General features: G+C 74.1%; 16 protein-coding genes and 1 pseudogene. 13 read left to right on the top strand and 4 right to left on the bottom strand.

Going from position 1 to position 14,010, the window contains the following annotated elements; genetic code table 11:
• The 4 genes from J7W19_RS18520 (at position 1) to J7W19_RS18505 (ending at position 3,495) form a co-directional block, all read left to right on the top strand.
• Entirely contained in the window at positions 1-993 is a 993-nt protein-coding gene (locus J7W19_RS18520) for an asparaginase (RefSeq protein ID WP_004949181.1), read from the top strand.
• A 143-nt stretch (positions 994-1,136) separates the two neighbouring features.
• Positions 1,137-2,375, top strand: coding sequence for a GNAT family N-acetyltransferase (locus tag J7W19_RS18515; RefSeq protein WP_004949183.1), 1,239 nt, complete (start codon positions 1,137-1,139; stop codon positions 2,373-2,375).
• Between the two features lie 142 nt (positions 2,376-2,517).
• Positions 2,518-3,111: an NADPH-dependent FMN reductase gene (locus J7W19_RS18510; protein WP_004949184.1), complete on the top strand. Its 594-nt coding sequence runs from the start codon at positions 2,518-2,520 to the stop codon at positions 3,109-3,111.
• A 39-nt stretch (positions 3,112-3,150) separates the two neighbouring features.
• Complete coding sequence (locus J7W19_RS18505; protein ID WP_004949186.1) at positions 3,151-3,495, top strand: winged helix-turn-helix transcriptional regulator; 345 nt, start codon at positions 3,151-3,153, stop codon at positions 3,493-3,495.
• 13 nt (positions 3,496-3,508) lie between these two features.
• Here the strand turns inward: J7W19_RS18505 and J7W19_RS18500 are convergent, their stop codons facing one another.
• Both J7W19_RS18500 and J7W19_RS18495 read right to left on the bottom strand, forming a co-directional pair.
• Positions 3,509-3,964: a GNAT family N-acetyltransferase gene (locus tag J7W19_RS18500; RefSeq protein WP_004949188.1), complete on the bottom strand. Its 456-nt coding sequence runs from the start codon at positions 3,962-3,964 to the stop codon at positions 3,509-3,511.
• Positions 3,965-4,047: 83 nt separating this feature from the next.
• Positions 4,048-4,773 (bottom strand): TetR/AcrR family transcriptional regulator, encoded by a 726-nt coding sequence (locus J7W19_RS18495; RefSeq protein WP_004949190.1) that lies wholly within the window; start codon positions 4,771-4,773, stop codon positions 4,048-4,050.
• Between the two features lie 105 nt (positions 4,774-4,878).
• Here J7W19_RS18495 and J7W19_RS18490 point away from each other — a divergent pair, with 105 nt between their 5' ends.
• A complete protein-coding gene (locus tag J7W19_RS18490; protein WP_004949192.1) occupies positions 4,879-5,499 on the top strand; it encodes an NADPH-dependent FMN reductase in 621 nt (206 codons plus the stop codon).
• Positions 5,500-5,547: 48 nt separating this feature from the next.
• A pseudogene (locus J7W19_RS18485) lies at positions 5,548-6,858 on the top strand (DHA2 family efflux MFS transporter permease subunit); the annotation flags it as partial.
• 303 nt (positions 6,859-7,161) lie between these two features.
• Here J7W19_RS18485 and J7W19_RS18480 read toward each other — a convergent pair.
• A complete protein-coding gene (locus J7W19_RS18480; protein WP_078588134.1) occupies positions 7,162-8,052 on the bottom strand; it encodes a LysR family transcriptional regulator in 891 nt (296 codons plus the stop codon).
• Positions 8,053-8,160: 108 nt separating this feature from the next.
• On the opposite strand from J7W19_RS18480, the gene J7W19_RS18475 reads away from it, so the two are divergent.
• Entirely contained in the window at positions 8,161-8,511 is a 351-nt protein-coding gene (locus tag J7W19_RS18475) for a DoxX family protein (protein ID WP_078588135.1), read from the top strand.
• 39 nt (positions 8,512-8,550) lie between these two features.
• Here the strand turns inward: J7W19_RS18475 and J7W19_RS18470 are convergent, their stop codons facing one another.
• Complete coding sequence (locus tag J7W19_RS18470) at positions 8,551-9,417, bottom strand: helix-turn-helix transcriptional regulator (protein ID WP_004949196.1); 867 nt, start codon at positions 9,415-9,417, stop codon at positions 8,551-8,553.
• A 163-nt stretch (positions 9,418-9,580) separates the two neighbouring features.
• Here J7W19_RS18470 and J7W19_RS18465 point away from each other — a divergent pair, with 163 nt between their 5' ends.
• From J7W19_RS18465 to J7W19_RS18440, 6 genes are all read left to right on the top strand, one after another.
• Positions 9,581-10,636, top strand: a complete 1,056-nt coding sequence (locus J7W19_RS18465; protein WP_004949198.1) for an aldo/keto reductase — start codon at positions 9,581-9,583, stop codon at positions 10,634-10,636.
• 56 nt (positions 10,637-10,692) lie between these two features.
• Positions 10,693-11,001, top strand: a complete 309-nt coding sequence (locus J7W19_RS18460) for a putative quinol monooxygenase (RefSeq protein ID WP_004949200.1) — start codon at positions 10,693-10,695, stop codon at positions 10,999-11,001.
• Positions 11,002-11,193: 192 nt separating this feature from the next.
• Positions 11,194-11,904: an SDR family oxidoreductase gene (locus J7W19_RS18455; RefSeq protein WP_004949202.1), complete on the top strand. Its 711-nt coding sequence runs from the start codon at positions 11,194-11,196 to the stop codon at positions 11,902-11,904.
• Positions 11,905-12,491: 587 nt separating this feature from the next.
• A complete protein-coding gene (locus tag J7W19_RS18450) occupies positions 12,492-12,869 on the top strand; it encodes a helix-turn-helix domain-containing protein (protein WP_004949204.1) in 378 nt (125 codons plus the stop codon).
• A 43-nt stretch (positions 12,870-12,912) separates the two neighbouring features.
• Positions 12,913-13,512, top strand: a complete 600-nt coding sequence (locus J7W19_RS18445; protein WP_004949206.1) for a hypothetical protein — start codon at positions 12,913-12,915, stop codon at positions 13,510-13,512.
• 152 nt (positions 13,513-13,664) lie between these two features.
• On the top strand, positions 13,665-14,003 hold the full coding sequence (locus tag J7W19_RS18440; protein WP_004949207.1) for a DUF2516 family protein: 339 nt from the start codon (positions 13,665-13,667) through the stop codon (positions 14,001-14,003).
• Positions 14,004-14,010 lie beyond the last annotated feature (7 nt).

Below are 14,010 nucleotides of genomic sequence, written 5' to 3'. Positions count from 1 at the left end.
ATGAGCACCTCCACTCCTTCCCTGCCCGCGATATCCGCGCCGGACGACGTCGCGATACGCCCGGTCCTCGCCGAGGTCGTCCGGTCCGGTTTCGTCGAGGGCCGGCACCGCGGCTCGCTGGTGGTGCTGGGGGCGGACGGCGGTGTGGAGCTGGCGCTCGGCGACCCCTCCGCGCCGGTCTTCCCGCGCTCCGCCAACAAGCCGATGCAGGCCGCCGCCGTCCTCCGGGCCGGTCTGGAACTCTCCGGGGAGCGGCTGGCCCTCGCGGCGGCGAGCCATTCGGGCGAAACGTTCCACCTGGAGCTGGTCCGCACCATGCTGGACGAGTTCGGGCTCACCGAGGGCGACCTCCAGACCCCGCCCGACCTGCCGCTGGACCCCGCCGAGGCGGAGGCGTACCTGGCCGCGGGCCGGGTCAGGGACCGGGTCACCATGAACTGCTCCGGCAAGCACGCCGCCATGATCGCCGCGTCCGCCGCCAACGGCTGGCCGGTGGACTCGTACCTGGATCCCGAGCACCCCCTCCAGCGGCTCGCCCTGGCCGCCGTCGAGGAGGCGAGCGGCGAGCGCGTCGCGCACGTCGGCACGGACGGCTGCGGGGCGCCCCTGATGGCCGTCTCCCTCACCGGTCTCGCCCGCGCCTTCCGCCACTTCGTGCTCGCCGAGCCCGGTTCGCCGGAGCGGCGGGTGGCGGACGCGATGCGCGCCCACCCGGAGTACGTGGCCGGCACCCGCCGCCCCGACACCTGGCTGATGCGCGAGGTGCCGGGCGCGCTGTCGAAGATGGGCGCGGAGGCGGTCCAGGCGGTGGCCCTGCCGGACGGCCGGGCACTGGCGTTCAAGATCGACGACGGTTCGCTGCGGGCCCTCGGCCCGGTGCTGGCCCGCGCGCTGGAGCTGGCGGGCGTCGAGGCGCCCGTCCTCGCCCGGATCGCCGACGCGCCGCTGCTGGGCGGCGGCGAACGCGTCGGGGAGATCCGCGCGGCGTTCTGAGCGCCTGCGGTGAGGCCGCTGGGCGCCCCTGAGGCATGCGTGGCCCAGGGGCCCCAGAGAGTCGATATGGCGCTCCTGAGGCCGGTGTGGCGCCCCCGAAATTCAGGGGCGCTCCCCCGCAGCACCCGCCTACCGTACGCCGTATGGCACTTGAGATACGGACGATCGACGACGGCGACCTGACCTCCTGGGTCACCGCCATGCGCACGGGTTTCCTCACCGCCCCCACGCCCGACAAGGAGGAGGTGGAGGTCCGCGCGGCCGGCATGGACCTCGCGCGCACCCAGGGCGCCTTCGACGACGGGCGCTGCGTCGGCACGTTCCGCAGCCACCCGCAGCGGCTGACGGTGCCCGGCGGCGCGCAGCCCGCCGTGAACGCGATCACCAACGTCACCGTCTCCCCCACGCACCGCAGGCGTGGCGTGCTCAGCCGGATGATGGCGCGCGACCTAGCCGCCGCCAAGGAGCGCGGGGACGCCGCCGCGACCCTGGTCGCCGCCGAGTACCCGATCTACGGGCGGTTCGGCTTCGGCCCCGCCACCACCTCCGCCGCCTGGGAGGTGCACATCACCCGCAGCGCGCTGGACCGGCGGTACGCGGGCCCGGAGTGCGGCGGGCGGGTGGACTTCGCGGACGGCGCCACCGTCCGCGAACACGGCCCGGGCCTGCACGAACGGCTGCGCGCCCAGCGCCACGGCGTGGTCGACCGCACCGAACGGTGGTGGCGGTTCGCCACCGGCGACCTCCCCAGCCCCATGGGCTGGAAGGAGCCGTTCCATGTGCTGTACCGGTCCCCGGAGGGGCGCGTGGACGGCCTGCTCACCTACGGCGTCGAGGATCAGTGGACCGCCATGCAGCCGGAGAACAAGGCCGTCGTGCGCGACCTCATCGCCGTCTCCCCGGCCGCCGAACGCGCCCTGTGGCACTACCTCTTCTCGGTCGACTGGATCACCACCGTCACCACCCGCGACCGCGCGCCCGACGACCTCATGCCGCTGCTGCTGCCGGACCCCCGCGCCGCCCGGCTCACCACCCAGGCGGACCTCCTCTGGCTGCGCCCGCTCGACGTGCCGGCGCTGCTCGAGGCGCGGACGTACGCCGCCGAGGGCTCCCTCGTCCTGAAGGTCACCGACCCGGACGGGTACGCCGCCGGACGGTACCTGCTGGAGGCCGGGCCGGAGGGGGCCGTCTGCTCGGCCACGTCGCGGGACGCCGATCTCACGCTCGGGGCGGGCGCGTTGGGCTCCCTGTACCTCGGCGACGAGTCGGCCGTACGGCTGGTGGCGGCCGGGTCCGTCACCGAGGAGCGGCCGGGGGCCGCCGCGCGGGCGGATCTGCTGCTGCGGACGCCGCGCCGCCCGTGGTGCCCCGACATCTTCTGACCGGAGGACGGGACGGCAGGCACACGGCTTGACCTCAAGCGAACTTGAGGCTTCAAGCTCGTCCTCGTCGCCCCGTCGCCCCCGCGGTACCCACGGCGCCGGGCCGCACCACCGTCCGCTCCCACCGACCCGAGGAACCGCCATGTCGCACGCCCCCTACCGCCTCGCCGTGATCGTCGCCTCCACCCGCGACGGCCGCTTCGGCCCGACCGTCGCCGACTGGCTCGGCACCCACCTCGCCGAGCGCGACGACATCGACGCGGACGTCGTCGACCTCGCCGAACTCCCGCTCCCGGCCCGGCTCAGCCCCCAGCCGGACGCGGACGACGCGGCGCTGCTCGGCGCGGTGTCGCCGCGGCTGGAGCGGGCCGACGCGTTCGTCATCATCACGCCCGAGTACAACCACAGTTACCCGGCCTCGCTGAAGACCCTGATCGACTGGCACGCGACCCCGTGGCGGGCCAAGCCGGTGGCGTTCGTCTCCTACGGCGGGCTGTCCGGCGGCCTGCGGGCGGTCGAGCACCTGCGGCCGGTCCTGGCGGAGCTGCACGCCGTCACCATCCGCGAGACCGTCAGTTTCCACAGCCCGTGGGGCGCGTTCGACGCCTCCGGCCGCCACCTCGACGAGGAGGCGGGGAACCGGGCCGCCGGGGCGGCCAAGGTGCTCCTCGACCAGCTCACCTGGTGGGCCGTCTCGCTCCGGGAGGCCCGGGAGGCCCGCCCGTACACCGTCTGACCGGCGCGTGGAGCGGGAGCGTTGCGGCACGATGGACCCATGACCAAGCTGATGCCGTACCACTGTCCGATCGACGCCGCCATGCATGTGATCGAAGGCAAGTGGAAGGTGCTCATCCTCTGGGAACTCCGGGAAGAGCCGCGCCGGTTCGGCGCCCTGCGCAGGTCCCTCCCGGGCGTGAGCGAGAAGGTCCTCACGCAGCAGCTCCGCGAGCTGGAGGCGGACGGCATCGTGCGCCGGCGGGTGCACGACGCCGTGCCCCCCAAGGTCGACTACTCGCTCACCGAGGACGGGCACGAGCTGTACGCCGCCCTCGCCCCGCTGGGCGCCTGGGCCGTCCGCCGCATGCTGCCCCCGGACGCGTCGGCGGACTCGGCGGCCTGACCCCGGCCGGGCGTCAGCCGGCGGCGCCCGGGAGCGGGTCGTTCTCGAAGCTCATCATCATCAGCCCGTCCGGGTCGTGGACGGGCACGAACCCCACCTGGGCGTACAGCCCGTGGGCGTCCTTGGTGGTGAGCAGCAGGCGCTTCAGCCGGTACGGGGCGAGGTGGTCGCGGACCGCCGTCGCCAGCCAGGCGCCGAGGCCGAGGCCGCGGTGGCCGGGAGAGACGTAGACGTCGCAGAGCCAGCCGAAGGTCGCCAGGTCGGTGACCACCCGCGCGTACCCCGCCTGCCGGCCCTCGGGGTCGTACACGCCGAAGTTGAGGGAGGCGGCGACGGCCTTCTCGACGGTCTCCCGGCTGCGGCCGATCGCCCAGAACGCGTCGGTGGACAGCCAGTGGTGGACGAGACCGACGTCAAGGCGGTCGGGATCGGTCGAGAGTTCGTACCCGTCCTGTCTGCGCATGATCATGCGGCGGCATCGTAGCGCCGGCGGGAGGGGTGGTCCGGCGACCGTCCGCGAGACTGTCAGGTCGGCCGCGCGGTCCCGGTCCCTCAGATGCCCAGCCGGGCCGCGATGCCGTCGAGCACGCAGTCCAGGCCGAGTTCGAACCGCCACTCCGCGTCGTCCTTGCGCTGGGCCTCCGCCAAGTAGCGGTGGGTCGCGGGGTAGCGCCCGGTGCCCATGAGCCAGGTCATCTCGGGGGCCAGCCCCTCCCGGGCCTCGTCGCCCGTGTTCCAGCCCCGTTTGCGCATCATCAGCGACAGGCCGATCTCGGAGTCGACGGCGCCGCGCACATACGCGGAGGCCGTGCGGTAGACGGCCATCCTCGTGTCGGCGTCCAGGCCGAGGCCCTCCAGGGCGGCGAGGACGCGCTCGGAGACGGCGAACTGGTTGGGCGTGAGCGAGAGGTGGTCGGCCCGCGCCGTCCACGGGTGCTTCAGCGTCAGGGCGCGGGTGCGCAGGGCGACCGCGCGCACGACCGTCCGCCAGTCGTCCCCGGCGTCCGGCAGCTCCAGCTCGCCGTGGACGAAGTCGACCATGAGGGCGATGAGTTCGTCCTTGCCCGACACGTAGCGGTACGCGGCCATGGGGGCCACGCCGAGGTCGGCGGCGAGCCGGCGCATGGTGACGGCCTCCAGCCCCTCCGCGTCGGCGATGGCGACCGCGGCGGCGGCGATGCGCCGGGGGGTGAGCGCGGCCGGACGCGGCGCGGGCGCGGGCCGTTCGAGCCGTTCCCACAGGCTGGGGGCGCCGTCGGCACCGCTCGCGTCCGCCATTCGCCGCTCCTTCGTCGTGGCGGCGCTCCGTGACCTGCCGCCGCATGTCGCGTACAGCGTATCAACAGTAGACGCCGTACACATCGATGTGTACGTTGTACGCCCATGGATACGACGTACACAGACAGCTCCGCCGAACCCCTGCGCATCGCCGTCCTCAACGGCAGCACCCGGGAAGGGCGCTTCGGCCCCGTGGTGGCCCGCTGGGTGATGAGCCGCCTCGCCGAACGGGACGACATGGACGCCGATCTCGTCGATCTCGTCGAGACCCCGCTGCCCACCGTCTTCCCCGCCTTCGGCGGACCCGCCCCCGAAGGCACCGCGGAACTGCTCGCCGCCGTCTCGCCCCGGCTGGCGACGGCGGACGGCTTCGTCATCGTCACGCCGGAGTACAACCGCAGCTTCCCGGCCTCCCTGAAGAACGCCATCGACTGGCACCACCGGGAATGGCAGGCCAAGCCGGTCACCTTCGTCTCCTACGGAGGCCGGTCCGGCGGCCTGCGCGCCGTCGAACAACTGCGGCCGGTCCTGGCCGAACTCGACGCGGCCACCCTGCGCGACACGGTCTCCTTCCACCTCGCCGACGGCCCGTTCGACGCCGACGGCCGCCTCACCGACCGCCGCGCCGAGGCCGCGGCCGCGTCCCAGCTCGACCGACTGGCCTGGTGGGCCCACGCGTTGCGGGCCGCGCGACGGGCCGCGCCCTACGCCGCGACCGCCGCCTGAGCCCCGCCCGCCCCGCGGGCACCACCGTCAACCACTCGGGGGGAACCCATGACCACCACTCCAGCGGACGGACCGGGGACCGCGCCCCGGCCGTTCCCCCGCCTCGGCGTCTTCGGGCTGATGCTCGGCATCTTCCTGGCGGCGCTCGACGGCCAGATCCTCAGCGCCGCGCTCCCCACGGTCGTCGGCGACCTCGGCGGCGTCGACCACCTCTCCTGGGTGGTCACCGCCTACCTGCTCACCGCCTCCGTCGCCACCCCGCTCTGGGGCAAACTCGGCGACCTCTACGGCCGGAAGGGCGCGTTCCTGGCCTCCGTGGTCCTCTTCCTGGCCGGCTCCGCGCTGTCCGGACTGGCGGCTGACATGGGGCAGTTGATCGCCTTCCGCGCGGTCCAGGGGCTGGGCGGCGGGGGCCTGATGGTCGGGGCGCTGTCCGTCATCGGCGTCCTGGTCGCCCCGGAGGACCGGGGCCGTTCGCAGTCCGTGGTCGGTGTGATGATGCCGGTCGCCTTCGTCGGCGGCCCGTTGCTCGGCGGGTTCCTCACCGACCACGTCGGCTGGCGCTGGGCCTTCTACGTCAACCTGCCCGTGGGCGCGGTGGTCCTCGTGGCGACCGTGGCCGGGGTCCGGCTGCCCGCCGAACGGATCAAGGCCCGCGTCGACGTCGCCGGCATCACGCTGCTGACCCTCGCCATCCTCGCCCTCACCCTGCTCGGCAGCTGGGGCGGCACCCGTTACGCCTGGCTGTCCCCGCAGACCGCCGCCCTCGGCGCGGTCGCCGCGGCGGCCCTCGCCGGGTTCGTGCGGGCGGAGCGGCGGGCGGCCGAACCCGTCATCCCGCCACGGCTGTTCCACAGCCGGGCCTTCCTCTCGGCGCAGATCCTCAGCTTCCTCGGCGGCGCCGCCCTGCTCGCCGTCATCAGCTACCTCCCGCAGTACCTGCAACTCGCGCGGGGCGCCTCGTCCACGTCGGGCGGCACGCTGCTGCTGCCCCTGATGCTCGGCATGCTCACCGCGCAGCTCACGGTCGGCCGGCTCGACGGGCGGCTCCGCCGCCGGCACCTGGTCCCGATCGTGGGCGGCGTCCTGATGTCCGCCGGAGCGCTGCTGCTGTTCACCCTCGACGCCGGCACCCCGACGCCCGTCGCCTCGGCGCTGACGGCCATCCTCGGGCTGGGGCTGGGCACGGTCTCGCAGAGCGCCACCCTCACCACCCTGCGCAGCGCGCCCCCGCGCGACATGGGCGCCGCCGCCGGAACGGTCACGCTCCTGCGCACCATCGGCGGCACCCTCGGCACGGCCGTCCTGGGCGCCGTCTACACGAGCCGCATGAGCGACGAACTCGCCACCCGCCTCGGCGCTCCGGCGGCCGACCGGCTGACCGGCGGGGACGGGCTCTCTCCCGCGTCCCTGGCGGAGCTGCCCGCGAGTGTGCGGGGGGCGGTCGGGGAGGCGGTGACGCAGGGGTTGTACGGGGTGCTTGTCGGCGTGGCCGTGCTGTCGGGGGTGGTGCTCGTCGTGGCACTGGGCGTGATGCGCCGCTCCTCCCGGGGGGAGGATGCCCCGGCCCCGCCCTTTCGCCGTTTCTTGCGGGGGCGAGCCCCCGCACCCCCGAAGCGCCCTTCGGGCGATGACCTCAAACTCCCCCGGAGGGGGCACCCCTCACCCACCCACCTCCAAGCAGCACCGAACGAACTCCCCCACCACCGAATCCCCCTCCTCCCCCATCCCCCACGCCACCCCCACCCGGCTGGGACTCACCCCGCTCACCGCCCGGTACACCACCCCGGGCCGCGCGTAGAACCGCGCCGCCGACTCGGGCGCCAGCGCGACGCCGTACCCGTGGGCGATCGCGCTGAGCCACTCGTCCGGCTGATCCGTGACCGCGCCGACCCGAACGGGCCGGCCCTCCCGCTCGTCGGCGGCCAGCCAGTGATCCCGCCAGGGACCGGTCTCCGGCGGCGCGGCGACGAACGGTTCGTCCCACAGCTCGCGGAAGGCGATCCGCTCCCGCGCGGCGAGCGGATGCCCCGCGGCGAGGGCCACACAGCGCGGCTCGTCGAACAACTCCTCGACGCACAAAGCCTCCTGCCCGGGGAAGGGCAGCCGCAGCAGGGCCACGTCGACGTCGCCGTCGATGAGCCCGGCGGACGGGTCCGACCAGGCGGCCTGCCGCATGTCGGCGCGCCAGCCCGGCCGCCGGCGGGCGAACTCCGCGACGATGCGCGGGGTCGCCTCGTTGGCGGCGCTGGCCAGGAAGCCGACGCGCAGCACGCGGGCGGCCCGCCCGGCCGCCCGCCGGGTCTCGCGCGCCGCCGCGTCCCAGCGGGCCAGCAGCTCGGGCGCCCGCTCGGCGAGGACGCGCCCGGGCCCGGTGAGCGTCATGCCCGCGCGGGAACGGGTGAACAGCGGCGTCCCGAGCCGCCGCTCCAGCTGCTTGATCTGCTTGGTGAGCGCCGGCTGGGAGACGTACAGCCGTTCGGCGGCGCGGGTGACGCCCCCTTCCTCCGCGACGGCGACGAAGGAGCGGAGCAGACGGGTGTCGACATCCATTCCGTCAGGTTATGGACGCGGGTATTGGACGCCAACCGGAACCGCGACGGACGCTGGGAGGGCCGGCGCCGCCCTCGCCCCGCCTCCCCCGAACGGAACCGCATCCGCATGGTCACCGCATACGTCGTCGTCACCGTCCTCACGATCGCCGCCAACGCCGCCATCGCCGCGGGCGACTACGCCAAGCTCGACTTCGTCCTCGCCAACTCGGCCGAGGTGCACGTCCCGCGGTCGTGGGTCCCCGTGCTCGCCACCCTGAAGGCCGCGGGCGCCGCCGGCCTCCTCCTGGGCCTCCTCGGCGTCCGCCCGCTGGGGTTCGCGGCCGCCGTCGGACTCGTCCTGTTCTACGCGGGCGCCCTGATCACACACGTTCGCGCCCGCGTCTTCCACAACATCGCGTTCCCCGGCACCTACTTCGCGCTCGCCGCCGCCTCGCTCGCGCTGGCGGCGACGGCGTGACCGGGCCTCGTACCGAGTCCACCGCGCGTCGTGGCGAATTCACCGCCCGGTGGACATCCCCTCCGGAGTCCACACCGCCAGCAGCCGCAGCGCCGTCTGGGACGGCGATCCCTCCTCGACCGTGTGGGCGACCAGCGCCTGGTCCGGATCGTCGGGCAACCGCAACGCCTCGAATCCCAGGTCCAGTTCGCCGACCGCCGGATGCCGGTAGAGGTACCGGCCGTGCGTCTTGTCCTTGAGCCGGTGCTCGGCCCACGCCTCCCTGAACTCCGGGCTCGCGGCGGACAGTTCGGCGATCAGGGCCGCCGTCTCCGGATCGTCCGGGTGCCGCCCCGCGTCGAGCCTGAGGTACGCGGCGACGTCGCTCGCCTTGCCGCGCCAGTCGGCGTACAGGCCGCGCACCCCCTCGTCCAGGAACACCAGCCGGGCCAGGTTCCGCTGCCGGGGCGGCAGGGCGCCGAAGTCCGTGATGAGGGCCGCCGCGAGCCGGTTCCACGCCAGGACGTCGGTGTTGCGCCCGACGATGTACGCCGGCACGTCCGCCACCGAGTCCAGCAGCCGGCGCAGCCCCGGTCGTACCCGCTGGGCGGGCGCGGACCCGTCCGGCCGGTCGGCGTCCGACCAGGGTCGGGCCAGCCGGTACAGGTGCTCGCGCTCGACCGCGTCCAGGCGCAGGGCGCGGGCGACCGCGTCCAGGACCGCCTCGGAGAAGTGGAGGGTGCGCCCCTGCTCCAGGCGGACGTAGTGATCGACGCTGACCCCGGCCAGCCGGGCCAGTTCCTCCCTGCGCAGACCGGGGACGCGGCGCCGCCCCCCGTAGTCCGGAAGCCCCAGCTCCGCCGGGCGCAACCGTGCCCGCCGGGACCGCAGGAACTCGCCCAACTCCGCCCGTCTGTCCAGTGCCATGCGCCGAGTATCGCCATTCCGTCCGCCCGTTGTCGCCGGCCGAGCCTGGTCACGCCGTGCCCAGGCACCGGCTGCCACTGGGTGGGCCGCCGTCGCGCGGCGAGAGTGAGGGCCACCGGGACACACCCCGGCCCGCACCGCCACTCCAACGAGGAGCCCTGACATGACCAGCACCCCGCTCCCCACCCTCCCCCTGGGTACCACCGGCATGGAGATCACCCGCCTCGGCTTCGGCTCCTGGGTCGTGGCCGGCGCCGGCTGGCGCTTCGCCTGGGGCGCCACCGACGACGCCGAGTCGGTCGCCGCGATCCGGCACGCGGTCGCCTCCGGCGTCAACTGGATCGACACCGCCGCCGTCTACGGCCTCGGCCACGCCGAGGAGCTGGTCGGCAAGGCCGTCGCCGGCCTGCCCGCGGCCGACCGCCCGTACCTCTTCACCAAGGCCGGCCTGGTCTGGGACCCGGAACACCCGGAGGCCGCGCCCCGCCGGGTCATGGAGCCGGCCAGTGTCCGCCGGGAGCTGGAAGGCTCGCTGCGCCGGCTCGGCGTCGAGCACATCGACCTCTACCAGGTGCACTACCCGGACACCGGCGAGTCGCTGGAGTACGCGGGCGGCGGCTTCGGCGCCGTCTCGCCGAACGCCACCCCGCTGGAGGAGTACTGGCAGGTCATGGCCGATCTGAAGGCCGAGGGCAAGGTCCGGGCGATCGGCCTGTCCAACCACTCGGCCGAGCAGTTGGCCGCCGCCGAGCGGATCGCCCACGTCGACGTCGTCCAGCCGCCGTTCTCCGCGATCAACCGCTCCGCGGCGGACGAGATCGTCTGGGCGCAGGCCCACGGAACGGGCGTGATCGCCTACTCCCCGCTCCAGTCCGGCCTGCTCACCGGCGCCTTCTCCGCCGAACGCGCCGCACGCCTCCCCGCCGACGACTGGCGGGCCGACCACCACGACTTCACCACCGGCCTCGCCGCCAACCTCCGGCTCGCCGACGCGCTGCGGCCGGTGGCCGCGCGGCACGGCGCCACCGTCGCCGAGACCGCCCTCGCCTGGGTGCTGGCCTGGCCCGGCATCACCGGTGCCATCGCCGGGGCGCGCACGCCCGGCCAGATCGACGGCTGGATCGGCGGGGCGTCGCTGCGGCTGACGGCGGCGGACCTGGAGGAGATCGCCACCGCCATCACCACGACCGGCGCGGGCACCGGACCCGCCCGCCCGTGACCTCACCCGATCGTCTTTGATCGTTCCGAACACCTTCCATGGTTGGGAGACCTGACATGACCCTCTTCGTCGTCGCCGAATGCCTGGCCGCCCCCGGGAAGGAGGACCGGCTCCGCACCGCCCTGGAAGCCATGATCGAGCCGTCCCTCGACGAACCCGGCTGCCTCGCCTACCGCCCCTACGCCGACCCGAACGACCCCGCCCGCATGGTGATCGTCGAGCAGTGGACGAGCCAGGAGGCGCTCGACGAGCACTTCGCCACCCCGCACTTCCGGCATGTGGTCGAGGTGCTGGACGAGATCCTCGCGGAGCCGCTGACCGTCCGCAGGCTGGTCCCGGCGCCCGCCGAAGGCCCGGCGGCCTGACCGCCGCGTCGGTGCCCGGCGATTGACGGGCCGTCCGACGCCCGCCCTATGCTCGGAATCGATCACCGCGGCCACCGCCCACACCGTCGGCCGGGAGGAGCGTCGGGTGGGGGGCCGTGGTGTACGTGGCCGTCGACGAGGGGGCAGGACGAGCGGCGGCCGGAAAACTGCGGGCGTTTGAGGAGCGGCGGCATGAAGGACGTTCTGGTCACCGGCGCGAGCAAGGGCATCGGGTGGGCGGTTTCCCGGCGTTTGGCGGATGCGGGGTACGGGGTCATCGGTGTGGCGCGGAGCGCGCCCGAGGAGGAGTTCCCCGGCACGTTCCTGCGGTGCGACCTCTCCGACGCCGAGGACACCGCGCGCATGCTGGAGGAGGTCACCCGGGGGCGCACGGTGTGCCGAGTGGTCAACAACGCGGGCACGGCCCACCCCCAGCCCATCGAAGAACTGGACCTGGCGGTGATGCGGCAGGTGATGGACCTGAACCTGCGCGCCTCGGTCCAGATCGTCCAGGCGCTCGTGCCCGGGATGCGCGCGGAGCGCTTCGGCCGGATCGTGAACATCACTTCGCGGGCGACGTACGGGGCGAAGGACCGTACGTCCTACGCCGCGGCCAAGAGCGCTCTCGTGGGGTGCACGCGGTCGTGGGCGCTGGAGCTGGCCCCGGACGGCATCACGTCCAACGCGGTGTCGCCCGGCCCGACGGCCACGGAGTTGTTCCGCCGGGCGCGGCCGGCCGGCAGTGAGGGCGAGCGGAGGGCGATCGCGTCGGTTCCGCTGGGACGCCTGGGCACTCCCGACGAGGTCGCGGCGGCCGTGGCGTTCCTGCTCTCCGACGATGCGGGGTTCATCACCGGCCACGTCCTCGACGTCGACGGGGGGAGCAGCCTGGGCGGACGCTGAGACGGCGTCGCCCGCCCGGCCGAGGCGCGGGCCCTGAGACCCGCACGGACGCTCCGGGCGATCGGCCGAGAGCCGGGTGGCGGCTGGGTAAAGCGTGGCGGATCCGCCGGCCACCACGAGACCGGGGCGCACGCCCCCGGACGGCACGACGTGATCATCGGCCGCGGCACTGCCGCCGCGGCGGTCTCCGGGCCGCGGGGGTGGCCGTCCGCCGCGGCCCGATGCCGGCCGGCCCGGCCGTCGCCGACGCCGCGCGGGTGCGGGAGGGCAACCACCGCAAGCCATCGCACCTCACAAGGGATGCGGTCAGCTCACGACAGCAACCGCGGACGCGCCGGCATCGCCCGCCATATCCGTCACTGTCACCACCGCCGTTGACGGTCGACGCTTCGCCCTCCAGGGCCACGGCCAACTCCCGGCCTGATCGGGACGCGATCAGATGGTCCTGGACCGGCGGCCTAACCGCCCTCAGCGGGACGGATCACCACCACCGCGCTTCCGTGTAGCCGCACGAGGGCGTCCGCGACGGACAACACCTGCAAGCAGGTCGCTTGCAAAAGTTAGCAAGATGCGGCAGCATCGGCCGCATGGCATCGCTCAACGTCGGCAACCTCGGCGCGTACCTGCGCGAGCAGCGGCGCAGCGCGCAGCTGACGCTGCGTCAGCTCGCCGACGCGGCAGGGGTGTCCAACCCCTACCTCAGCCAGATCGAGCGCGGCCTGCGGAAGCCGAGCGCGGAGATCCTGCAGCAGCTCGCGAAGGCGCTGCGGATCTCCGCGGAGACGCTGTACGTGCAGGCCGGGATCCTCGACGAGCGGGCCCGGGAGGAGGCGGAGGTGCGCAGTGCGATCCTCGCCGACCCCTCGATCACCGAGCGGCAGAAGCAGGTGCTGCTGGACATCTACGACTCGTTCCGCAAGGAGAACGGTCCGGCGGAAGACGACGACAGCAAGCCCTCCGGCTGACCCCTTCCGGGGCGGCCGTATCGCGAGACGGGAGACCCATCGCATGGCCATCACCACCCAGGACATCCGCAAGGCCGCCACCGACACGGCCTACGCCGCGGCCGGTGCCGCGGACCTCGCCGCCGAGAAGCTCGGGCAGGTGGTCGCCGAGGCCCCCGGGCGGCTCGAGCAGTTGCGGAAGACCGACCCGAAGGAGCTGGGCGGCCGGGTGAGCAAGCAGGCCAAGGACGCTCAGGCGCAGGTCACGGCCAAGGTCACCGGGCTCGTCGGGTCGCTCGACGGCGATCTGAAGAAGCTCGGGCAGACCGCGCAGGACCTGGCGCTCCAGGGCGTCGGACAGGCCGTCGGGCTGGCCGCCCGGGGCGGCGAGACCTTCGAGAAGCTGGCCGAGCGCGGCCGGGAGGCCGTACGGGTGTGGCGCGGCGAGCAGCCCGCCGACGTCGCGGAGATCCCGGTGGCCACCGAGCCGTCCGACGAGGCGGAGGCGTCCGGCAAGGGCGATGCGTCCGGCAAGGAGGAGGCGAAGGCCGACACGGCCGCCGCGGACAAGGACGCCAAGCCCGCCGCCCGCCGGAGCGGCACCAAGCGCACCGCCGCCGCCAAGAAGGCCGACGACGCCGGGGACGCCAAGTCCGACGCGTGACGGGCCGGCACGGTCGGTAGCGGCGCGCGCGAACGGCCGGGAGAACGGCCGGGAGATCCGGGCACCTCCCCCGCCTTCCGGCCGTTCCCCGAGTACGGTGGGCAGCACGGGCGACGTCAGGCAGCGCACGGACGGACAAGAGGTGGGCGGCAATGCTGGTGCAGAGCTTCAACACGATCTGGGCCTTCGTGTCCCTGGGCCTGCTGGTCTTCGCCGTGGCCGCCTTCGTGAACGCGGCCTTCCACCGCGAGGACGCCTACCGGGCCGCCGACAAGCAGAACAAGGGCTTCTGGCTGATCATCCTCGGCATCGCCGTCGCCGTGAACCTGTTCCTGGGCGTGTGGGGCTTCCTGCCGATCCTGGGCCTGGTCGCCACGATCGTCTACTTCGTCGACGTCCGCCCGGCCCTGAAGCAGGTCACCGGCCGCGGCCCGCGCCGCCGGGGCTCCAGCTCCGACGGGCCGTACGGGCCGTTCAACGGCGGCCGCTGACCGCGTC

It is taken from the genome of Streptomyces mobaraensis NBRC 13819 = DSM 40847 (assembly GCF_017916255.1).
GTDB lineage: Bacteria > Actinomycetota > Actinomycetes > Streptomycetales > Streptomycetaceae > Streptomyces > Streptomyces mobaraensis.
The sequence above is the reverse complement of the archived record's forward strand: the minus strand, read 5'-3'. Positions and strand labels throughout refer to the sequence as shown.